General features: G+C 72.9%; 19 protein-coding genes. 7 read left to right on the plus strand and 12 right to left on the minus strand.

What is annotated here, in order from left to right; all coding sequences use genetic code 11:
- Positions 1 to 55 precede the first annotated feature (55 nt).
- The 9 genes from ABD954_RS00210 to ABD954_RS00250 all read right to left on the minus strand — a co-directional run bounded on the left by ABD954_RS00210 (position 56) and on the right by ABD954_RS00250 (position 11,569).
- Positions 56 to 1,036, minus strand: coding sequence for an AraC-like ligand-binding domain-containing protein (locus ABD954_RS00210; protein WP_345483635.1), 981 nt, complete (start codon positions 1,034 to 1,036; stop codon positions 56 to 58).
- A gap of 54 nt (positions 1,037 to 1,090) precedes the next feature.
- On the minus strand, positions 1,091 to 4,045 hold the full coding sequence (locus ABD954_RS00215) for an AfsR/SARP family transcriptional regulator (protein WP_345483637.1): 2,955 nt from the start codon (positions 4,043 to 4,045) through the stop codon (positions 1,091 to 1,093).
- 43 nt (positions 4,046 to 4,088) lie between these two features.
- Positions 4,089 to 4,655: an esterase/lipase family protein gene (locus tag ABD954_RS00220; RefSeq protein WP_345483638.1), complete on the minus strand. Its 567-nt coding sequence runs from the start codon at positions 4,653 to 4,655 to the stop codon at positions 4,089 to 4,091.
- Positions 4,656 to 4,879: 224 nt separating this feature from the next.
- The gene (locus ABD954_RS00225) at positions 4,880 to 6,472 is read right to left on the minus strand and encodes a phosphodiester glycosidase family protein (RefSeq protein ID WP_345483640.1); all 1,593 of its coding nucleotides are present in this window, start codon (positions 6,470 to 6,472) and stop codon (positions 4,880 to 4,882) included.
- Positions 6,469 to 7,182: a peptidase inhibitor family I36 protein gene (locus ABD954_RS00230; protein WP_345483641.1), complete on the minus strand. Its 714-nt coding sequence runs from the start codon at positions 7,180 to 7,182 to the stop codon at positions 6,469 to 6,471. Before ABD954_RS00230 ends, ABD954_RS00225 begins: the two co-directional genes overlap by 4 nt.
- A 228-nt stretch (positions 7,183 to 7,410) precedes the next feature.
- Positions 7,411 to 7,728, minus strand: coding sequence for a hypothetical protein (locus ABD954_RS00235; RefSeq protein ID WP_345483642.1), 318 nt, complete (start codon positions 7,726 to 7,728; stop codon positions 7,411 to 7,413).
- Between the two features lie 373 nt (positions 7,729 to 8,101).
- Complete coding sequence (locus ABD954_RS00240; protein WP_345483643.1) at positions 8,102 to 10,882, minus strand: toll/interleukin-1 receptor domain-containing protein; 2,781 nt, start codon at positions 10,880 to 10,882, stop codon at positions 8,102 to 8,104.
- Positions 10,883 to 10,905: 23 nt separating this feature from the next.
- Complete coding sequence (locus ABD954_RS00245) at positions 10,906 to 11,376, minus strand: hypothetical protein (protein ID WP_345483645.1); 471 nt, start codon at positions 11,374 to 11,376, stop codon at positions 10,906 to 10,908.
- Between the two features lies 1 nt (position 11,377).
- A complete protein-coding gene (locus ABD954_RS00250; protein WP_345483646.1) occupies positions 11,378 to 11,569 on the minus strand; it encodes a hypothetical protein in 192 nt (63 codons plus the stop codon).
- Positions 11,570 to 12,065: 496 nt separating this feature from the next.
- Between ABD954_RS00250 and ABD954_RS00255 the strand changes: the two genes are divergently transcribed.
- On the plus strand, positions 12,066 to 12,788 hold the full coding sequence (locus ABD954_RS00255) for a hypothetical protein (protein ID WP_345483648.1): 723 nt from the start codon (positions 12,066 to 12,068) through the stop codon (positions 12,786 to 12,788).
- Between the two features lie 45 nt (positions 12,789 to 12,833).
- Positions 12,834 to 13,364 carry an NUDIX domain-containing protein gene (locus ABD954_RS00260; protein ID WP_345483649.1) on the plus strand — a complete coding sequence of 177 codons (531 nt, stop codon included), beginning with the start codon at positions 12,834 to 12,836 and terminating at the stop codon, positions 13,362 to 13,364.
- Between the two features lie 207 nt (positions 13,365 to 13,571).
- On the opposite strand, the gene trxA is transcribed toward ABD954_RS00260, so the two are convergent.
- Complete coding sequence (gene trxA, locus ABD954_RS00265) at positions 13,572 to 13,898, minus strand: thioredoxin TrxA (RefSeq protein WP_345483650.1); 327 nt, start codon at positions 13,896 to 13,898, stop codon at positions 13,572 to 13,574.
- Between the two features lie 589 nt (positions 13,899 to 14,487).
- Here trxA and ABD954_RS00270 point away from each other — a divergent pair.
- From ABD954_RS00270 to ABD954_RS00285, 5 genes are all read left to right on the plus strand, one after another.
- Entirely contained in the window at positions 14,488 to 15,744 is a 1,257-nt protein-coding gene (locus tag ABD954_RS00270; protein WP_345483651.1) for a beta-ketoacyl-[acyl-carrier-protein] synthase family protein, read from the plus strand.
- A 475-nt stretch (positions 15,745 to 16,219) separates the two neighbouring features.
- Positions 16,220 to 17,290, plus strand: a complete 1,071-nt coding sequence (locus ABD954_RS00275; RefSeq protein ID WP_345483652.1) for an acyl-ACP desaturase — start codon at positions 16,220 to 16,222, stop codon at positions 17,288 to 17,290.
- Positions 17,287 to 17,553, plus strand: coding sequence for an acyl carrier protein (locus tag ABD954_RS00280; RefSeq protein WP_345483653.1), 267 nt, complete (start codon positions 17,287 to 17,289; stop codon positions 17,551 to 17,553). Before ABD954_RS00275 ends, ABD954_RS00280 begins: the two co-directional genes overlap by 4 nt.
- A 396-nt stretch (positions 17,554 to 17,949) precedes the next feature.
- Positions 17,950 to 18,225 carry a hypothetical protein gene (locus ABD954_RS33530; RefSeq protein ID WP_425584102.1) on the plus strand — a complete coding sequence of 92 codons (276 nt, stop codon included), beginning with the start codon at positions 17,950 to 17,952 and terminating at the stop codon, positions 18,223 to 18,225.
- Between the two features lie 412 nt (positions 18,226 to 18,637).
- Complete coding sequence (locus ABD954_RS00285) at positions 18,638 to 19,705, plus strand: type III polyketide synthase (RefSeq protein WP_382746095.1); 1,068 nt, start codon at positions 18,638 to 18,640, stop codon at positions 19,703 to 19,705.
- 315 nt (positions 19,706 to 20,020) lie between these two features.
- Here ABD954_RS00285 and sbnA read toward each other — a convergent pair whose 3' ends face one another.
- Positions 20,021 to 20,992, minus strand: a complete 972-nt coding sequence (gene sbnA, locus ABD954_RS00290) for a 2,3-diaminopropionate biosynthesis protein SbnA (protein ID WP_345483654.1) — start codon at positions 20,990 to 20,992, stop codon at positions 20,021 to 20,023.
- Positions 20,993 to 21,008: 16 nt separating this feature from the next.
- The gene (locus ABD954_RS00295) at positions 21,009 to 22,049 is read right to left on the minus strand and encodes an ornithine cyclodeaminase (RefSeq protein WP_345483655.1); all 1,041 of its coding nucleotides are present in this window, start codon (positions 22,047 to 22,049) and stop codon (positions 21,009 to 21,011) included.
- Positions 22,050 to 22,080 lie beyond the last annotated feature (31 nt).

Consider the following 22,080-nt stretch of genomic DNA (forward strand, 5'->3'; position numbering starts at 1 on the left):
GGGGCCGGAGCGCTTGCCGTCCCAGCCCTCGGGCGGCGTCCCGCCGGAAGGCCGGTCACGGCCGGTCGCCACGCCGGACCGCCGCGCGGTAGGCGGCCGGAGGCATGCCGACGGCGGCCTTGAAGGCCCGCGTGAAGTCCGACGCCCTCGGATACCCCCACCGGGCGCCGATCACGCTCACCGGGGAGGCGTCGAACAGCGGGTCCTCCAGGTCCCGGCGGCAGTGGCCGATCCGCTCCCGGCGGATCGTGTCGCTCACGGTGCTCTCGAAGGACGCGTAGGCCCTGTGCAGGGTCCTCGGGGACACGTGGTGGGCGGCGGCGACGGCGGCCGGGTCGAGCTCCGGGTCGTGCAGGTTGGCCGCGATGAACTCCCTGCTGTCGTGGTAGAGAGCGGCGGCCCTCGACGGCGCGGGCAGCTCGCCCGCCCGCTCGGTGTGCCCCGCGACGACGGACGCGGCGAGCTGCACGAGAGTGCCCGCCATCCTGACCCGGTCGCTGTCGTCGAAGTCGTCCGGCGCCCCGCCCAGGGTGCCGAGTGTCTCCCGCAGCACCCGCTTCAGGCCCTTCGACGCCGTCAGGGGCGTCGCGCAGGCGGCGGCGACCAGCTTGTCCGGCAGCCGCATCGCGCTGCGCGGGAACTGCAGCAGCAGGCATGCGCCCGGTTGACCGTCCGGTCCGGCCACGACGTCGACGGGGCGGGAACTGTCGTACAGGACGAGGTCCCCCGGACCACAGACGGCCCGGCGGCCGGCCTGCTCGACGGTGTGGCGGCCGGACGTGATCAAGGCCAGCTGGTGGAGCTCGGGATCCGAGCGGCGGATGTGCGCGGCCGACCGGTGGCAGGCCAGGGGCCGGTAGGTCAGGACGGACAGCTGCGCCGGTCCGAGCGTCGTGGCCCGCATGCGGGCGTCGAACCGCTCAGGATCGGGAAACCGCAGACGTGTCGTCAGCAGGGCCCGCGCCGTGGCCGCGGCCCATGCCTCGGTGCGTTCCGGTCGCGGTAAGGACGACGTGTCCAGCACGGTCGTCGGCATGACGGTCCCCCATGAGGTGCATGCGACAGGTGGTCGCGTACGGTCAAGGTGCCGTCATCGTGGCCGCCCGGTCTTGGGCGGACCTTGTACGTTTCTGGAATCGGCCGACCGGAGGCGGCGGCGTATCTCCCGGGCCTCCCGGTGGTCCAGCTCGTCGAGGATCGTCAGAGCCTCGCCGTACGCCGTTCGCGCCGCGTTCAGGTCGCCCGTGGCGCTGTGGCTGTCGGCGAGTCCGGTCAGCGACGTGGCGGTGTTGTAGCGGTCGCCGAGCGTGCGGAAGAGCCGCACGGCCTCCCCGTAGCAGGCGATCGCCTGTTCGTGCCGGCCAAGGCCCCGGTGGGCGTAGGCGAGGCTGTCCCAGGTGTGCGCCTGCCCGGTCGTGTTGGCGACCTGTTCGAAGAGGCGCAGGGCCCGCCCGCAGGCGGAGAGCGCCTGACGGTGGTGGCCCAGCTGGGCCTGGCTCCAGCCGATCACGTTGAGTGCGCTGGCCTGGCCGGGGAGGAAGCCGGCTCGTGTGTAGAAGCGCAGGGTGCGGGCGGCGTGGTGGCGGGCGTCCGCGTGCCGGTCCTGGCGCTGGGCGAGCCAGGCCAGGGTGCGGTGGGTGTGGGCCTGCCCGCGCAGGTCGCCGAACTCGGCGTACTCCGTGAGGGCCGAGGCGAGACGGGCCTCGGCCTCGGCGTGCTGTCCCGCCCAGGCGCAGGCGAGCCCCAGGGCGTGGGTGGCGTGGGCACGGCCAATCGCGTCGCCGGCGTCGGTCGCGGCGGCCAGGGCGACGCGCTGCGCCCTCACCCACTCCGTCCAGGCGCCCGTGCGCTGGAGGTGCGGGCCGAGGGCCCAGGCGAGCCGCCAGGCGTGTCCGGCCGGACCGCCGCGGGCGGTTTCGTCCACGGCCGCGACCAGGGCGGTGTGCTCGGCGGCGAACCACGCCCGGGCTTCCTCCGGGCCGGTGATCGGGCGGGGGTGGCCGCCGGGTACGGGCGGGTCCACGGGGATGGGATCGCGGTGCTCGTCGAGCAGCCGGTCGGCGCTGAGCGCCGAGTGCAGATAGTGGTCGAACAACCGGTGGCGGGCCGCCCGGCGGTCCGTCTCGGGTTCGTCGGCGGCCAGCCGGTCGGCCGCATAGGCGCGGACCAGGTCGTGCAGCTGGTAGCGGTCCGACGGGTGGCACTGCAGCAGGTGGGCGTTGACGAGCTCGGCCAGCAGGGCGCGGGCCTGGTCGAAGGACAGTCCGGCCGACGCGGCGGCGGCGGCCGCGGTGGTGTCCGGGCCCGGGTGGTCGGCGAGCAGCCGGAAGAGCCGGGCGGCGTCCGGAGTCAGCGCGCGATACGACCAGGAGAAGACCGACGTCACGTCGGTGTCCCCGCCGTCGCCCGTGGCCAGCGCCGCCAGCCGGTGCCGCCCGTCGCGCAGCTCCGCCACCAGGGCGCCCAGGGACAGTCCGGGACTGGTGGTCGCGCGGGCGGCGGCGATGCTGAGCGCGAGCGGCAGGCGGCCGCAGCGCTCGACCAGTTCGGCGAGCGCGTCCGGCTCGGCGTGGACGTGGTCCGGGCCGAGGCGGGCCGTCAGCAGTTCCCGGGCGGCGTGCGGGCTGAGGACGTCCAGGGCGAGATGGCGCGCCTCGTGGTGGACGACGAGGCCGGCCAGCCGCCGGCGGCTGGTGACCAGCACGAGACAGTGCGGCGTGCCCGGGAGGAGGGGGCGTACCTGGTCGGTGTCGCGGGCGTTGTCCAGGACCATGAGCAGACGTCTGCCGTCGACGAGGGTACGGAAGAGGGCGGAGCGGGCCGTGGGGTCGGCCGGAATCACGCCGGGGCCGGCACCGAGAGCTTCCAGGAAGCGGTGCACGGCCTCGTCGGGAGGCAGCGGGGAGGCGTCGGGCGCGAAGCCGCGCAGGTCGATGTAGAGCTGCCCGTCGGGGAAGCCGTCCTTGGCCCGGTGGGCCCAGTGGAGGGCGAGGGTGGTCTTGCCGACTCCGGCCGGGCCGCTGAGCGTGACGAGCGGAGCGGTGGCGGCGGTTGCGGTGCCGGGGGCCGCGGGAGCCGGGAGCAGGTCGTCCAGGAAGGCGGTCTCGGCACCGCGACCGATCAGGTGGAGGGAGGTCGGGGGGAGTTGACGGGGTACGCGGTACGGTGGCCGGCCCGGCGGCGTGTCACCCGCTCCCCCACCCGCTCCCGCTCCGTCCCTCGCGGTCGCGGCCGGGTGCGGGCCACCGCTGTCCTCGGTCGCGCGTCGGGCACCGCCGGTCCGTACGGCACCGCTGTCCGTCGCCGCGGTGGATGCCAGCAGACGCTGGTGCAGGGTGCGCAGGGGTTCGCTGGGGGCGATGCCCAGCTCCTCTGCCAAGGCGCGGTGGAGGCGGCGGTACTGAGCCAGCGCCTCGGCGGGTCGGCCGGAGTGGTGGAGGGCGCGCATCAGCTGGGCGGCGAGGCGTTCGTCCAGCGGGTGTTCCTCGACGCGGCCGTGCAGCTCGGCCGCCAGGGCGGTGTGCCGGCCGCAGCGCAGGGCGCGGTCGTTGCGGTCCAGCTCGGCCGCCAGCCGCTCCTGCCCCAGGGCGTCGCGCTGTTGCCGGAACCAGGGGCCGTCGACACTGCCGAAGGGCTCCCCGTGCCAGAGGGCGAGGGCCCGGTCGTACAGGGTCATGGCCCGCTCGTCGTCGGTGGCGGCCCGAGCACGGGACACCAGGGTGCGGAAGTGGTGGATGTCGATCGTCTCGGGCCGGGCACGGAGCACATAGCCGTCGTCCCGCCGTTCTATCTCCGTCGCGGGGTCCGGCGCGTGGGCCAGTGCGCGGCGGAGCCGCGAGAGATAGCTGTAGAGGGCGTCCCTGGCGCGCTGGGGCGGGTGGTCCGCCCAGACACGGTCGATCAGCCTGTCCACCGTCACCGGCCGTCCGGCGTCGACGAGCAGGGCCGCCAGGACGCACCGCTGGCGCGTATGGCCCACGTCGACGGCCCGGCCGTCCGTCAGCACCTCGATGCCGCCCAGTAACCGGAAGTGCACCGGCGTCATGGTCCCCCCTTCGTGTGGTCAGCACGATGTGATCATCCGTACGTTACGGGTGGGGGCGACCCGAGGGCCTGATGACCGGCGAGGCCCGGCCAGATCGCCGCTCTCCCGCCGGCGGGTGTCGACTCGTCGGCGGGCCCGGTCCGTGCGCTCTCGCGGGGGCCTCGACGGGCCGAAGTGCTTCTTGCCCTGCGGTCCCGTGACGGGGTCCCGCCAGGGGCACCCACGCGTCGACCTTGGCGGCGCCGCCGAGGTTCTTCAGGTAGTGGCGGGAGGACAGGCCCCCCATGGAGTGGGTGACGACGTCGACCTTGGATGCCCCCGTCCGGTCCAGGACCCGATCGATCTCCTCGGCGAGCCGGGCGGCGGTGGTGACGTTGGACTGGGTGGCGTCGTACGTCCACCGGACGAGGTGGCCGGCCGGCCACCCGTCGGCGTGGAAGCGGTCGGCCATGGTCCGCCAGGTGGACCCGTCGGAGTTCCAGCCGTGGACGAAGACGACGGGGTCGGGCCGCGGGGCCCGGTGCCAGCCGTCGGCCGCCGACGCGGCGGCCGCGGGGAGAAAAGTGGACAGGAGCCCGAGGAGGAGCAGCAGGCTGCGCCACAGATTCACCTGATCACAGGCGGTTTGGCGGCGCTCCGGCGGACCGGCGGACCGGCGGACCGGCGGACCGGCGGGTCACGGTGCACGGTCTCACCCGGCCGAAGGCCCTGTTCCACCGCGGAAACGTGACAGCCCACCGAGCTCCGGCGCCGCAGCTTCCGCCGCCCGTGGGGCGACCTGCCGCCTCACGCCGTCTCCTCCCCCTGCCCGGCGTCGGCTACGGCAGGGCAGGGCTACGGCAGGGTTCCCCCTGGTAGGGCGTAGCCGCCGCGGGTGAGGTAGACCCCGTCCGCGACGGGGCGTTCGACTCGCCGATAGGTGCCGTCGGGTTGCCGGGCGATGTCCGTCATGCCGGTCTGTCGCTTGTCCAGGGTGTAGAGGGTGGTCGAGCCGCCGCCGTCGAGGTTGACGGCGTCGATCACGCCGAGCTCGGGGAGCTTGAGGATCGCCGCGAACTCGTGCAGGAAGGCACCGTCGACGCCTGCGGTGTCCGCGGTGTCGGTCGGGTGCAGGACCCCGCCCTGGGCGTCGAGCACGTCCCGACGGCCGGTGAGGGTCGCCATCACCGTACGGCCCCTGGTGTCGACGCCGAGGGCCGTGCGGGAGTCCCTGCAGTGGTCTCCGGGCTGCGGCTCGCCCTTCCGCCTGACGCCGGTCCTGTCGAAGAGACGTGCACAGGTGTCGCTGGTGGTGGCCGTCGCGCCGTCGTCGAGGAGCCGGTGCGCCAGTCCGGAGACGATGTCCACGGACTCGTCCAGGGCGATGTGGTGGTCCGGGAACTCGAGGTCGACGACCTCCTGCCGGAGCTGGAGCGTGCGCCCGGCGGTCAGGTTGTCCCGCAGCCACCGTTCGGCCTCGGCGCCCACCGCCTGGAGCACGAAGCCTCCGGTCGCGACGTTCTTTCCGCCCCGTCCCTCGGTCCACTGGCCGCCGGCGTCCTTGGGGAGGGTGAACACGCCCTGGGGGTCGACGGTCACTTCGTACCCGGGGTCGTCGTCCGTGGTGACCTCGGGGTGGGTGTCGCGCCCCGAGGAGGGCGTAGGGAGGTTGTAGGAGTCGTTGAAGGCGACGAGCTCGTCCCCGTCGACGAAGACGGTCGTCTTGTCGTCGGGGGCGCTCGGGTCGTACGCGAGGTCCTTCCGCACGTCGTCCGCCCCGCGCACGCAGCCCACCCCGCGGCCGGGATCGCGGTTGACGTCGTCGAGGAGGCGTTCGGCGACGACGGCGCCGGACGCGTCGACGGCCTGGAGCGTCACCGTCGCCCGGAGCTTGGAGATGTACGGCAGTCCGTGCTGGAGCACGACCGCCTGGTTTCCGTTCAGGCAACCCGTGCCGTTGACCTGGCCGTCACGGACCGCGGTTCCTCCGAAGGCGATGCCGCCCTCGTGCGGAGGCTCCGGCGCGAAGAAGCTGCCGTTGATCCCGGCGAGGGGCCGCTCCGGTCGGACCGCGGCCAGCTGGGCGCCGACGGTCTCCGCCCGGGCGGCGGCGCCGCCCACGGTGCTTTCGAGGCGGGTCGCACCGAGCGCCGGGTCGGCGACGACCACGTTCAGCTCGCGCTTGGCGACGCGGCCTTCGGTCACGGCGCGCTCGGTGTAGCGCACGTACGTCACTCCGGCGGCCAGCGTGTAACGGCCGCTCTCCGTCCAGGCGTCGAGCAGTGACGGCTCCGGTGCCGTGGCACCGGCCGCACCGGTCGCACCGGTCGCACCGGTCGCACTGGTCGCACCGGGTGAGGCGACCAGCAGGCCGGCGCTCAGGGCGAGGGCCGCGGCGACGGAGCGGCGGCGCGGGCGGGAGGGGCGTCCGGAGGCGCGGGTCGTCATGAGCAGTCCGCCCTTTCGGTGAGCTTGTGGGAGCGGAAGGTCTTGGCGAAGGGCGCGGGGAGCGTCGTGCTGTCGCCCGGCATCACCTTGTACGCGCCGTAGGAGGTGCCGTCGGCGTCCCTCCACCCGCCGCGATGGCCGGCCGCGGGGTAGAAGCAGGCGAAGGAGAGGGTGTTGTTGACGACGGAGTGGACACGGTCGTGCCAGACGCGCGCGTAGCCGTTGTGGGAGTCCGTGGTCGCGTACATGCCGCCGCGGGCCCGTTCCTCCGCGAAGATGCAGAGCTTGCCCTGCTCGCAGCGCTCGAAGCCGGTGAAGCAGTGCCCCTTGGAAGGGGTCAGCTTGTACGAGCTGACGCGGCCCTGGAGTTCGCCGGCGAGGTCGGGGAGATTGGCCTCGGTCTTCGGTGCGACCGCCTCGAGCGTGCCGCCGTAGTAGGCGTCCGCGTACAGGCACACCCAGGAGGTGGTGTTGTTGTGCAGGGAGCGGGCCGTCAGATTCCCCTTGTTGTGCGACTGGGGCAGGATGAGGAGGTTTCGGGCGGTGGCCTTCTCGAGCGCGCCCGTGCCGCTGTCCTGGTCGTAGAAGCAGAGGGTGTTCGTGTCACAGTTCTCGTACGCCGCCGCGGTCGTGGGTGCGACGAACAGCAGGGAACAGAGCAGCGCCAGGGCTCCCAGGACCAGGGAGCTTCGGAATAGGGTGATCTTCACGGCGGGCAAGTCTGACAGACGCCCCGAACGGCACACCGCCGGCCCGGGGCGCGGCCGCTGCGGCGGGTCGTCGCAGGGCCTCGGTACGCGTACAGGCGGCCGGGACGGGGGCGTCCCCGGCCCGCGTGATCGCGGGGCGGGGACGCACACGGCGGTTCGGCACCGGGTCGGCACGAGGGGAGCGACCGGTCGGCACCGGCTCCTCGGCCGGCCCGGTGCCGCGCGCGGTCAGCTCCGGGTGCTGTAGGAACCGGAACGGGAGTCCACGCCGTACGGGCACTCCGCCTTGGCGTACTCCCAGCGCCAGGAGCTGGTCGCGGTGCTGCCGTTGGCGCAGCGCACCGTGGCCTTGACGTACTTGCCCGAGCCCGCGCACTTGGCGTGGTAGCGACCCGCTCCGCCGGGGCCGGCGTTGTCGTGCCAGGTCTGGCAGGCGGCGGCCGCGCGCTCGCCGGTCGCGCCGGGCGCGCTCGCCACGGCGGGCGCCGCCATGAGGACCGACGACATCAGCGCCGCGGCGGCCAGGCCCGAGTAGATCTTCTTCATACTTCCCCCTGCAGGACAGAGTTGAACGGTCAGGTGGAACGAACTGCGTGTCGATCCTGCCCCGCCGCGCGGGCGCCGTCTTCAGCGCACAGCGCCACGCGGTTGGCGTTGAGCGCCGTCACGCACGGTCTGCGGGAGTCCGCGAGCGCGGCGGTCACCTGAAGCGGGAGGGTTTCGGTGGTGCGGTTTCCTGCGTGTTCGAACTCTTCGGGGATGCGGACGGCATCGGTGAGGGCGGTGCCGTAGCCGGGCCATTCGCCGGAGCGTCGAGGCGGTCCTCGCGTACCGCCTCGGTCGCGTCGTGGTAGCGGCGCATGGCGTCCTCGACGGGCCGCGTGGCTGGGGGCACCGGGCCCGACCCGGCGCACGCGCATCACGCCGTCGGGCACAGTGCGCGAGGGGCGGGGCCCGGCGGCACGTCGTCACGCCACCGGTCGGCGGTGAAGGCTCCCTTGGCCCATGTGCACAGTGACCGCACCGGATCCACGGTCGCCTCGATGTTCCATACCCGCACCGTGTCGTCCCCGCCCCAGCTGACCAGCGTGCTGCCGCCGGGGCCGAAGGCCACGCCGGTGACGTCAGCGCTGTGCCCGTCGAGCGGATCGCCGATCTCGCGCCCGGTGGCGACGTCCCAGAGCCTGACCGTGTGGTCCATGCTGCCGGTGGCCAGGATCGTCCCGTCGGGACTGAACGCCACGGACAGGACGCCGCTGCGGTGGCCGGTCAGCGCGTCCCCGACCTGCTCGCGTGTGGCCGTGTCCCACAGTCGGACGGTGTTGTCGCGGCTCGCGGTCGCGAACGTCCGGCCGTCGGGGCTGAACACCACCGCGGTGACCTGCGCGGTGTGACGGGCGGGGATCTCGCCGATACGACGATGCGTGGTGACGTCCCAGAGCGCCACGGTGTTGTTCTCCGTGTCGGTGGCCAGGGTGCGGCCGTCGGGGCTGAACTCGATGTCCACCGCACTGACGTCGAGTGCTTTGCCGGTCCGGCGCTGTGCCGCCAGGTCCCACACGTGCACCGCGTCCGAGTGGGCGCCGGCGAGGGTCCTGCCGTCCGGGCTGAACGCCACCGCGTTGATGTCATCCGCGAACTCGCGCGAGGCGGACAGCGACGCGCCGACGGGGCGGCGGGCCGCCACGTTCCACAGCCGCAGACCGTCGGAGGCGATGGCGAGCACGGCGTTGTCGGGACTGAAGGTCAGGGCGAAGGTCAAGCCCTCGTCACCGTGGAGCAGGGGGGAACCGGTCTGGCGACGCGTGGCGACGTCCCAGAAACGCACGGTGGAGCGGGGGCCCACGACGGCCAGGGTCCGGCCGTCGGGGCCGAGGGCTGCCGCCTGCTGGCCCCCGATCGCGAGCGGTGCGCCGGCCTGCCGCTGTGTGCGGACGTCCCGGAGGCGGACGGTGGTGTCGTCACTCGAACTGGCCAGGACCGCCCCGTCCGGGCTGAAGGCAACGGCCCGGACCGTACCGGTGTGGCCGGTGAACGGCGCCCCCATCCGGGTGTGCCGCACGACGTCCCAGAGCCGCACGCTGCCGTCCTCGTACCCGGCGGCGAGCACCGCGCCGTCGGGGCTGAAGGCCACCGACTCGGTCCATGTGGTGGGAGTGCCCAGTGGTGTACCGATCGCGCTTCGGCTGCTGGTGTCCCAGAGCCGCACGCCGCCCTTGGTGCCGGCGGAGGCGAGGGTTCTGCCGTCAGGACTGAAGGCGACCGATGTGACGAGAGCGTCTCCCCCGAGCACCCTGCCGATCGGAGCACGGGTGCTGGTGTTCCAGAGCTGTACGCCGCTGCCGCCCGCGGCGAACGTCTTGCCGTCGGGACTGAAGGCGACGGCGGCGACGTGGGGGACCTGACCGCCGAGGGGCCCGCCGATCTGGCGGTGGGTCGTCACGTCCCACACCCGCACGCTGTCCCCGGCGGTGACGAGGGTCCTGCCGTCGGGGCTGTAGGCCACCGCGTTGACCGCCCCGGCGTGGGCGCTGAACGGGGCACCGATCTGCCTGCGGCCCGCGACGTCCCAGAGCCGCACGGTGCCGTCGAAGCTCGACGTGGCCAGCGTCCTGCCGCCCGGCCCGAACATCATGGACGTGACGCCCCGGTGGTGTCCGACGAGCGCGTTGCCTGCCTTCTGCTGTGTTGCCGTGTCCCAGAACCGCACCACGCCGTCACCTCCCCCCGAGGCGACCATCCTGCCGTCGGGGCTGAACGCCACCGAGCGCGTCGGCCAGGAGTGGGGAAGCAGGCCGGACTCCGGGTTCACGGCGGCGTCGAGGACCGCGAGACGGGTTTGCGGAGAGGGGGCGATGCGCCACGCCGCCAGTGCCTTCAGCCGGGCGCCGAACGGGTCCCGGTCGGCGAGGAGGTAGCTCTGGGTGATCAGTTGCTGCGCGACGGCATGGTCACGCTGGCGAGTGGCCTCGGCACGTTCGACCACCGCGATCACCGACACCGTGCTCACGACCAGGAGCAGGAAGCCCAGTACGGCCGCCACGATCCTCGCTGTTCGCAGGTTGCGCCTGGTGTCGCGGAGACCTTCCGACCTGAGCTCGTCCTCGGGAAGGCCGCGCACGACGGACGCGATCCCGAACGCGACACCGTCGACGTCGACGTCGACGTCGGGCAGGGAATCGGCACCGCTGCCGAAGCGGCGGAGGTCCACGGACTTCCAGACCGGTTGCTGCTCGAATCGTCCCGCCAACCGGGCCGGCAGCGCGGTCGACAGCCTCGGGTCCCAGTCGCCCCGCCGCTCGTCCCACACCAGCCGCCCCGCGGTGACGACGAGCAGGATGGTGTCGACCGATTTGTGCTCCAGCCACCACTCGATTTCCCGGTCCACCCACACCGAGGCTCTGGCCTCCGGCGACGCCAGGACGACGAGCCAGTCCGAGCGGGCGAGACCGGCCTTGATCTTGGCCCACAGCTGCGGCCCGATCGACACACCGCTGTAGTCGAGGAAGACCCTGATGCGCGGCGGCTTGTACCAGGGGCGGGACTGCTTCTCGATCACGCGTTGCAGGTGCGGCAGCCACTGCCGGTCGCGGTCACCGCTGTAGGAGAGGAAGACGCCATACCCGATCTCGGCCCTGACCCGCCCCCGGCCGGCCAGGGCGGACCTCAGCCGCGCGAGCGCCGCGCCGAGCCCGCCCACCCGTGCCCAAGAGCCCCGCAACACTATCCGGCCGGCAGGTACTCGTGGCCGTTCCAGTGCAACGACACCTGGCTGGTGGCACCTTGGGCACAGGAGGGCACGCATGAGTTCTCGGACTGGATGATCGTGTAGCGACCGTCTTCGCCCGGGCCGTCGAGCCGTGCGTGGTAGTAGGCGAACCGGCCTCCCGAGTAGTGCTCGGTGGTGCTTCTCCAGCCGATGTCCTCGAACCCGTCCGCGTCGGGTACGAGCACGAGTACCCCGTCATAGCGACCAGGGTTGTAGACCACGAAGGTGTTCCCGGTGGTGTCGGTCGCGGGGTCGGCGAAGTTCAGGTCGTTCTCGTAGATGTCCACGTAGACGGAGGCCAGGGGACGCCCGCTGCCGGTGACGGACGCGACGCACCCCTTGGGGTAGTGGGAGACGGACCTCCGGACGAGGAACACGCGGACCGTTCCCAGCTCGGGATGGCGGATGTCCCGGTGGTCCAGCACGTCACCGTCGCACCGTGCGGCAGCTGGTGGACTGGGCGGAAGCGAGACCGGGGATGTCGCCGGGGCCGGAGGCGACACCGATGACGGGGGCGCCGCCGGGGGCGGAGACGACACCGATGACGGGGGCGTCGCCGCGGGCGGAGACGACACCGATGAGGGCGCCGCCGGGGGCGGCCCGCTCGTGGTGGTGCATCCGCCGGCGAACACCCCCGCCAGGGCCGGGACCAGCAGCGCGGTCCGTGCCGCGGTCGAGCGGAGCGGGCGACGGACGCTTCGTCGTCGTAAACACGGGGATGTGCTGGACGTCATGGCAGGCCCCCCTGCGTCCGAGTAGGACAGATCAGCCAGGTCGGCGCTCAACTCTACCGACGGCGCGCGCCGTTGGGAGGGACTTGGACAAAGCCGGGCCACTGCCAGGCGTCGCCACGCGGCGGTGCGCGGCGCTGAGCGGCGGTGAGCGGTGGTGCGCGGCGGCGACCGGTGCGCGGGGCGCGCAGCCCAGGCGGAGGCGGCCGTACGCGGCGCGGGAATGTCACCGTCGTCGGTTCGCTCACCACAGCCGGGTCGAACGCCGAACCCGGCTACGCGGAAGGGCAGTTGGTCCCGCGGGGGTGCGGGTAGGGTTCCGCCATCGGATCAGGGCCGATCGTGGTCGTGGGAACGGGAACGCAGGATTGCGGGGGACGCACATGAGTCGACTCGGCACGCGAGCCGGTCGTCTGGGACGCATCGGACTGTCGGTGGTCGTGGGGGCGGCGGTCGGGCTCGGCGTCCACGCCGTCGGCCACACCAGTGGCTTCTTCCTCTTCGCGATCACCGGCGCTTTGGCGGGGGCCCTGGTTGCCGTCGGCCTCGACGCCTACCGGCGCTCCGCCCGCCTCACGGAGGTGAAGGTGACCGTGCCGCAGCTCAGTGAACTCACCTTCGTGGTGAACAACGACTCCCGGCAGGTCGCCTGGCAGCTGTTCGTCGAGTCGGTGACGCGCGTGTCGGTGCAGCGGCTCGACGACGAGGACGGCGTGCTGCGGGAGGCCCTGACGTCCCTGTACGGACTGTTCGCGACCACCCGCGAAACGCTGAAGGTCAGTCGCCCCTCCACTCATGTGAGCGTCGGGATGACCGTGGAATGCCTGGCCGTGAACTTCCTCAACCTCGAACTGCGTCCGTTCCTGTCCCGATGGCACCCGCGCCTGCGGGCCTTCGAAGAGGCGTCACCGGGGCGCCCCGAGACGGAGTGGCCTCTCGCCGCGGACTGCCGCGCCGAACTGCGGCTGCTTCAGGACCATGCCCGCGACTACTTGCTGGCGTTCGCGCGACTCGCCGGTGTCCGGGACGCCGAAGCGATGATCGACGCACCCCCGGGCCACCGCGTCCGTGCCGTGGTGCAGCCCCGTGGCTCCGTGGGTGGCTGACAACCGACGCCCCGGGCCCACTGGCAGGCCGGTAGGGTCGTCCCCGTGGAGCAGCGAGGACCATGGACCCGGCACGCCGGCACGATGTCGTACGGCACCCCCCGTTTCCAGGTACACCGTGACGAGGTCACCGGGCCCGACGGACGGCCCGGCGACTACGACTGGGTCCAGGCACCCGACCAGGTGCGGGTGGCGGCTCTCGTCGACGGGCAGCTCCTCCTGATCGAGCAGTACCACTACCTCGCCGGAGTTCTGTGGCAGCTGCCCGGCGGATCCGTCGACCCGGACGACGACGGCGCATTGTCCGCGGCGCGGCGCGAGCTGGCCGAAGAGACGGGGTACCGCGGCGGCACCTGGAAAGGGTACGGCTTCCTCCACCCGCTGCCGGGCCTCACCGACTGCCGGGTCCACCTGTGGCGCGTCGACCAGCCGGCATCCGGTCCGGCCGCCGCGGAGTCGTCCGAGGCGGACCTGAGGGTCCTCCGCGTCCCCCTGCCGCAGGCCGTCGCCGCGGTACGCGAGGGCCGGCTCCGCTGCGCTTCGAGCGCCGCACTGGTCCTTTCCCTGACGGGCTGAACCGGACCGTCACCGGCGCGGCCCCGGCTCGGGGACCCCGCCACGACTCATACCGGGTCCGTTGTGTCAGCGACCAGGTCGGCGTCGGCGTTCCGGTCGGCCCAGGCGTCGACGAGGTCAGGACACCCCGAGGGGGAGGACGACCCTGACAGCCGCGGCGTCTCGGCGGCGACATCGAGGGCCGCCGGGTGCGTGACCCCGTCCTGGTCAGATGTGGCTGTCGATCAGGGTGGTGATCTGGGCCTTCGACAAGGCACCGACCTTCGCCTGCTTCACCACACCGTCCTTGAAAAGGATCAGGGTGGGGATGCCTCGAACGGAGAACTTCGCCGGCGTGGAGGGGTTGTGGTCCACGTCGATCTTCGCAACCTGGAGCCGGTCCCCGTAGTCCCTGGCCACCTCCTCGAGGAGCGGCGCGATCATCTTGCACGGCCCACACCACTCCGCCCAGAAGTCCAGCAGGACGGGACGATCTGATTTGAGCACGTCCGACTCGAACGACGCGTCGGTCACATGCACGATCTGCTCGGGCATCCGGTCTCCCTACGGTGGCTGTCTACGAGATGCACAACGCCCAAGCTCCGCTTTGGTATCGGTTTTCCCCTCAATGTCGCAATCTCCTCGTGTACGCACCTCGCGCTCCCACGCCGGTTTCCCGAGGAGCTGTGGGGCCCCGTCGCCTCGGCGGTGTGACGAACGTGGATCTTGTGCCTGGGTTGTCCTGGCCCTGTGCCTCAAGCTGTGGACGGCGTCATGGCCGGAGGAAGGCCTCCCCCGCAGGTCGAGGACCAGATGGCCCCGACCACGGGACCTGCACGCCTCCAGCGCATCGACCCTGGGCCCGACGCCCCCACCGGTCACCCACCGAGGCCGACAACGACAGCCGGGCACCGCGTGACGGCCGAGGTCGCACGTCGTTGGACGGGGCGACCCCACGGGCCGGGCCCCGGGGACGTCATGGCTGCTCCCCCGGCGGCCTGCGGCGTTCTCTCGTCGAGGACCTGATCCCGGCCCCCCGCACCCGCCCCCCTGATTCTCCGCACGCCACCACCCACCGACCCGCGCCCGCCCCCCTCGACTTCACACGCATGCGCCCGAGGGCACCGCACCGGAAGCTCACACCATGCCGTCCGCATCCCCGCCCGCCCCGTCACTGAGCGACCGCACCGTCGCCGTCACCGGTATCGGCATGCTCACACCCGCCGGCTCCACCACCGACACCACCTGGGCCACAGTGTGCGAAGGACAAGGACTCGCCCGCCGCCACGGCTCTCTGGCCGGACTGCCCGTCGACTTCGCCTGCGCCGTCACCGATTTCGACCCCGCAGCGGAACTCGGTCACCGCCTCGCACGCAGACTGGACCGCTTCACGTGCTTCGCCCTGGCCGCCGCCCGTCGCGCCGTCACTGATGCCGGACTCGACCACACCACGTGGAACTCCCCGCGCGTCGGTGTCGTCATGGGTGTCGGCAGCAACAGCCTGAGCGGCTACGTACGCGAGTTCAGCCGCCTCGGCCAAGGGCACCACGCCGACGTCTCCCCGCTGGCGCTGCCCCGCAGCATCCCCAACATGGCCGCCGCCGAGACCGCCATCGACCTCAAGGCAGGCGGCCCGAACTTCACCGTCGCAAGCGCCTGCGCCTCGGGCTCCGCCGCCATCGGCCTCGCCAGTGACCTGCTCACCGCCGGAACCTGCGACATCGTGCTGGCCGGCGGCGCCGAATCCGGACTCGCCCCCATGACCGCCGCCTGCTTCGCCCGCATGCAGGCCCTCTCACGACACCACGCCGACCCCAGTGCCGCCTCACGCCCCTTCGACGCCGACCGCGACGGCTTCGTCCTGTCGGAGGGTGCAGCGGTCCTCGTGCTGGAACATCCCCGCCACGCCCGCCGACGCGGCGCCTCCACCCGCGCACTCCTCCGAGGTCACGCCTCCACCAGCGATGCCTACCACCCCGTCGCTCCCCGCCCGGACGGCGCGGGGGCCGAAGCCGCCATCCGCGCCGCCCTGACCGCCTCCGGTCAGAGCCCCGGCGACATCCACCACATCAACGCCCACGGGACCGCCACGGCGGTCGGAGACGCCGCCGAAGGACTTGCCCTGCTCCGCGTCTTCGGCCACGACCAGCCCCCGCTCACCGCTACCAAGAGCGTCCTCGGCCACTCCCTCGGCGCAGCCGGGGCCATCGAAGCAGCCCTGACCGTCCTGAGCCTGCACCACCAGCTCGTCCCCCCGACCGCGAACCTCTCACGCCAGGACCCCGCTCTGCCGCTGAACATCGTCACCGGTCGCCCCCAGCCGACACCCATGACCACCGCCATCACCAACTCCTTCGGATTCGGCGGACACAACACCGTCCTCGTCTTCGGTACGCCGTGACAGCTGCGGCGCCCACTCCAAGCGCACCCGGCCGGCCGCGGCCGCCCGCTGGCCCTTGCGCCGGCCGAACCGCCCGCGGGGCGCCGCCCGGAAGTGCCGATCCGACGAGCCGGCATACGGGCCGCCGACGTATGCCCGCCCGTGCTGCCTGGCCTCGCAGCCCTCAACCGCCCCCGGAAGAAAGAACTTCGGGCTCCCACAAGGCCCGTCCTGGGTCTCGCCGGTCCGGCGGACCATGGGTCCCGCGGTGAGCTCATCGACTCCGTGGGTGCTGATCGGCGGGTCGCCGTAGAAGTCGTCCTCTGGGCCACACGGAGCAGCCCGTGGGGCCGTCTCGTACCTCGGTGAGGTGATTCCGGGAAGAGTCGGCCGCCGCCGGTGCGCGAAGTGTTGAAAGGTCGGTTACCCGCCTGCCCGTTCGCATTGACAGACCGGTGCAGGGCCATGGCTGCGCGAGACGAGCAGGAGCGGACGGATGACTGAGGCCGCCGTCGCGGTGGAGACCGTGCTGCGGGAGCTGGAGCCGTCGGTGGAGCGGCTGCTCGCGCGGCATCTGGACGCCGCGCGGGACTGGCTCCCGCACCAGTACGTGCCGTGGGGTGCCGGCCGGGACTACGACGGCCCGCTGGGCGGCACGGCCTGGTCCCCGGAGCAGTCGGCGCTGCCGCGCGCCGTGCAGGACGCGCTGGTCGTCAATCTGCTGACCGAGGACAACCTGCCCAGCTACCACTTCGAGATCGCCACCCGGTTCGGTCGGGACGGTGCCTGGGGGGCCTGGGTACACCGGTGGACGGCGGAGGAGGACCGCCACGCGGCGGTGCTGCGCGCCTACGTCCACGCCCGCCGGGCCGTGGACCCCGTCGCACTCGAAGAGCTGCGGATGCGCCACGTGGGTACCGGCTTCCGGTCCGATCTGCCGACGCCCCTGCACTCGTTGGCGTACGTCACCGTGCAGGAGCTGGCCACGCGGCAGGCGCACCGCAACGTCGGCGCCGCGTGCCACGACGCCGCCGGACAGCGGCTGATGGCGCGGATCGCCGCCGACGAGAACCTGCACATGCTGTTCTACCGGGATCTGTTCGCCGACGCGCTCGGCTTCTTCCCCGACGCGGCCCTCACCGCGCTGGCGGATGTGCTGCACGGGTTCGCGATGCCCGGTGCGACCATTCCGGGTTTCCGGGCCAGGGCGGTGCGGATCGCCGCCGCCGGGATCTACAACGTGGACGTCCACCTCGCTCACGTGGTCACCCCCCTGCTGCGGGGGCTGAAGGTGGCGACGCTCCCGGGCCTGGGACCCGCCGGTGAGCGGGCGCGGGACCGGCTCGTGCTCCATCTGGAACGGCTCGGCGCGCAGGCGGCCCGCGCCCGGGAGCTGTTCGAGCGCATGAACACCGACTCGGGCACGGGCGCGGACGCGGACGCGGGCACAGGGACGGGCACGAGCAGGGGCAGGGGCAGGGGCAGGGGCTCGGAGACGAAAACCGACAGGTACGCCGACAGGAACACCGCGGTCGCCGCGGTACGCGCAAGAGAGGCACAGGCATGACCCAGTCGATCCCGGACACCCTGCCCGAGCAGCTTGTCACGCTGCTGACCGACCACTTGGACGTGAAGGTCGATCCCGGCGACCTCACCCCGTCGACCACGTTCGGGAGTCTCGGCGTGGACTCGCTGGCCCTGATGGAGCTGGTGGTGGCCGCCGAGGAGGAGTTCGGGACGATCCTTCCCGAGGAGACCCTGGACCTGTCCCCCACGTCCACGCTCGCCGAGGCGGCCCGTGCCTTCGACGGCGCGCGCCGTGCCCGCTGAGGTCGCCGTCACCGGTCCCGGCCTGGTCACCGGTGGAGCCCGAGGCGCAGGCGCTCGCGGTGGTGACGTTCGGCCCGCGCGCGCCCAGGTCGAGACCCGTTCGCGGATGACGGCCACCCGCTTCCCCCGCGTGCGCGACATCCCGGCCATCGTCAAGGGCCTGCGGGCGCCCAGCGACTTCGACAACGAACGCGGGGGCTCCCTGTCCCGGTGCCGTGACGAACCCGCGTCGCCCGGCCGGCCGTTCGACGTACCGGGGGACGGTTGCGTCCTCGGCGAGGGCGCCGCCGACCTCGTCCTGGAACGGGCCTCGGCCGCGGACGCGCCGTCCAGCGCGGCCTCGGAGCGGGGCCGACGCCCGGCGCCCCGTCACCCCCGTAACTCCCCATCGCCCCTATCGCCCACCGTCGCCTCGGCGACGACGCCGTACGCGCCGTCACGGTCGCGCTGCGCGAAGCGGACTGCGGCACCGGGGACACCGGGGACACCGGGGACACCGGGGACATCAACGCACACGGCACCGGTACGCCGCCGGGCGACGCGGCCGAGGCAGCCGCCCTCGCCCGCGTCTTCGGTGACACGACACCGCCAGCCACCGCGGCCAAGGGAGTGATCGGCCATGCCCCAGTGGGGCCGGCGCCGTCCGGGCGGCCCGCACCGTGCTCGCGCTGAACCACGGCACGGTCCCCCCGTCGCCGACTTCGAGGGGCAGGACGGCGCTCACAAGCTCGACGTGGTGGCGCGACGGCCCCTTCCGGCACAGGGGCGGGGATCCCGGTCCCCTCCCGCGTGTCGGCGGCTGCTCTTTCGGGTTCGGCGGCCAGAACTCGCGCCGCCCGTGGTGCTGCTCACCGCGGACCAGGACCTTGTCCTTCGGATCTTGCCGAGTCCGGCACCGGCCCCGGCAGCGCCCGCGCCGCCTCCCCGCCCCCATCGCCCGCACCACCGCCAGCCGTACGACGCAGACCGCAAGGGGAAGGCCGAAAGCCCAGTGCCAACGAGCCGGACGATCACAGGCCCGACGACCACGAGCAGCGACGACCGGGGCCCGAGCGCCTCCGGGCGACGCGCTGCGGGACCACGCGTGAGGGCGATCCGCACCGCCGTACCACCGCACCGCTTCCCCCAGGAAGAGATCATGGAGGCGCTGGCGGGTACGACGCTGGGGCGGACCCTGACCGGCCGGCAGATGCTCCGCAGAATCCAGGCCAACGCCGGTGTGGTCACCCGCCACTTCGCCCGGCCGCTCGCGGAACTGCGCGCCCTCACCGACTTCACCGACGCCAACCGCGTCTGGCTCGACACCGCCCTGGAACTCGGCGAGCGCGTTCTCACGGAGGCGCTGGAGACGGCGGGCGTGCGGCCCGGGGACGTGGACGCCGTGATCAGTACGACCGTCACCGGCCTGGCCGTGCCGTCGCTCGAAGCCCGGCTCGCGCACCGGATCGGTCTGCGTCCGGACGTACGGCGGATTCCGTTGTTCGGGAACGGCTGCGCGGGCGGCGCCGCCGGACTGGCCCGTCTGCGTGACTATCTGCTCGGCCACCCCGGCCACGTCGCCGTGCTGCTCTCGGTCGAACTGTGCTCCGTCGCGTACCAGATGCAGGACACCTCGATGGCGAACATCGTCGCCGGAAGTCTGTTCGGGGACGGCGCGGCGGCCGTCGTGGCCACCGGGGCGCGGTGGCACCGCGACACGGGCGGGGAGGACGGCCCGGGCGTTCCCGAACTCGTGGACAGCCACAGTCATCTGGTGCCCGACACCGAGGAGGCGCTCGGCTGGGAGATCGGTTCGCACGGTCTGAGGATCCTGCTCTCCCCGGAGGTGCCCGCCCTTACGGCGGCGCACCTGCCCGGGGCCGTCCGCGAACTCCTCGGCCGGCACGCGCTCACGCCTGAACAGGTCGCCGCCTGGATCGTCCACGGCGGCGGGCCGAAGGTGCTCGCCGCCGTCGAGCACGCGCTCGGCCTGCCGCCGCACGCGCTGGAACCGACCCGGCGGTCCCTGGCGGAGAAGGGCAACCTCTCCTCGGCCTCCGTCCTGCACGTCCTGCAGACGTTCATGCGGACGCCGCCCGCCGAGGGCTCCGCCGGCGTCATCGCCGCCATGGGTCCGGGCTTCTCCATCGAGCTGGTCCTCACCCGCTGGTGAGCACGCGAGACGAGGGCCGCCGCCCGCCCATGCCGCCCGTGCCGCCGCCCGTGCCCCTCCCTCCCGCGCTCGCGGCCCCGTCCGCCGCGAGAGTCTTTGCGCGGGCGAGCGGCCTGGCTGTCGGCCTTCTCCAGATGGTGTGCGTGCCGGATGCGTCCGGGAGGGGCTGCGGCGAAGCCGGCAACAGGGTGGGGGAAGGCGCCGCGACATGGAGGTCCACGCGATGGTCGCCACCGAGGAGGGCTGGAGCGGGACCCGCCCTCCCCCGCCTCGAGCGGCCCTCCCGAGGCAGGGCGAGAGCACGGGTCCGTCCGGTCACCGGATGTCGACCGGCTCCCTCAGATCCGCGGGCCGCGTGTCGGCGGTACCGGCGTAGACGAGGTCCATGTAGCGCTCCCCTCGGTCGGCGAACAGGGTGAGGACCCGGGACCCGGCAGGCAGCGACGGAGCCACGCTCCGCAGGGCGCTCACCACGGCTCCCGACGACGCTCCGGCGAGGATGCCCTCGCTCCGCAGGAGCGCGTGGCACCCTGCGACCGCCTCCTCGTCGCGTACGTGGACCACGTCGTCGTGCTCGAGCGTGGCGGCCAGCTCCGGGACACGGCTCGATCCGTGCCCGGGCAGTCTGCGGGGCGCGGACGGTCCGCCGAAGATGACCGAGCCGAACGCGTCGACCGCCACGACCCGTAGCGCCGGCCACCGTCCACGCAGACGGCGCGCCACGCCCTGGAGCGTGGCTGTGGTGCTCACCGCGGCCACCAGCACGTCGAGGCCGTCGGGCACCTGGGTCAGGATCTCCGCCGCGGTCTGCTCGTAATGGGCCTGCCAGCACAAGTCGTTGGCGTACTGGTTGACCCATACGACCGCGGGGTCCCGGGCCACCAGTTCCCGCACCCGGGCGAGTCTGGTCTCCAGGTAGCCGCCGCCCGCGTCCCGCTCCCAGACCATGTCGAGGTCCGCCCCGAGGCTGTCCAGGATGGCGAGGTTCGTCGCCGAGGTGTTCGGGTCGAGGACGCAGGTGACGTGGAGCCCGTACAGCGGGGCCAGAGCGGCCAGGGCGATGCCGAAGTTGCCGGACGAGCTCTCCACCAGCCGGGTGCCGGGGCGCACCGTTCCGTCGGCGAGCCAGCTCTCGATGACGTGACGAGCGGCCCGGTCCTTCATGCTGCCCAGGGGGTTGAGGTACTCCAGCTTGGCCAGGACCTCGAAGGGCTCGTCGCGGAACAGGCGTGCCAGCCGGACGACCGGAGTGTTGCCGACGGCTCCGGCTATGTTGTCGTGGATCATGCCGCCTCCATGGCGTTCATCGGGGCAACCGGGAGCCGATGCCCAGCTCGGTCGCGGCGGTGAACACCCGGTGCGCGAGTGCGACGTCCTGGACCGACATGCCGAACGGATTGACGACCGTCACGCCGTCCCGGTCGGCCAGCGGCGCCTCCTTCAGCAGGAGTTCGCCGAGCGTCCCGTCGACCCGCTTCGCAGGCCGGCCGGGCTCCGGCTCGTCCGGGCCGTACAGCAGTCCCTCCCGGTACATCCGGCCGAGGAGTCGGCGCGGATCCGTACGGACCAGCTGCCAGTCGTCGACCACGACCTGGGCGGCGCCGAGCACGACCTCCGCGAGCAGGTCGTCGAGCGAGACGTGGACGACGGTGGCGGTGGGCAGCAGCCACTCCGCGCGGACGTACCCCTCGGTCACGGTGGTGAGCGGCACCACGACGTCCGAGCCGCGGACGGCCTCCTGCGCGGTCGCCGTCACCGTCAGCCGGACGCCGACGGCTTCCGCGGCCGCCCGGTGCTTCTCGGCGAACGCCGCCGCGGCTGCGGGCTGCTGGTCGTACAGGGCCAGCTCCGTGAGGTCTTCCAGCCGCGGCAGCAGCAGCCCGAGGTGGGCGTCCGCCTGAGCGCCGCACCCGAGGAATGCCAGTCGGGACACGGGGCGGGTCCGCAGCCCGACGGCGACGGCCGACACCGCTGCCGTGCGCGTGGCACTGATCAGGGCCGCGTCCATCATCGCGTAGGGGTGGGCCGTCTCGGGGTCGAAGAGGAAGGTCAGGCCGTCCGCCCTCGGGATGCCGCGCGCGGTGTTGCCCAGCGAGGCGTTGATGATTTTCGTGCCGACCACGGGCTCCGGTCCTCCGACCAGGCCGGGCATGTTGAGGCTGCGGGCGCTGTGCCCGTCTGCGGTGGTCCAGCCGAGGTAGCCCTCGTCCGGCACGACGGTCTCCCCCCGCGCGTGCGCCCGAAGGACGTCCGCGGCGACGGCGACCGGGTCGATGCGGCTCAGCGCCTGAGCGACATCGGCCCTGGTCAGATAGAAGAGGTCGGACATTGGCTGGCGTGACATGACATATTCCTTGGGTCGTGGAGTGTGGGGC

This window comes from Streptomyces roseoviridis, from assembly GCF_039535235.1.
In the GTDB taxonomy this organism is placed as follows: domain Bacteria; phylum Actinomycetota; class Actinomycetes; order Streptomycetales; family Streptomycetaceae; genus Streptomyces; species Streptomyces roseoviridis.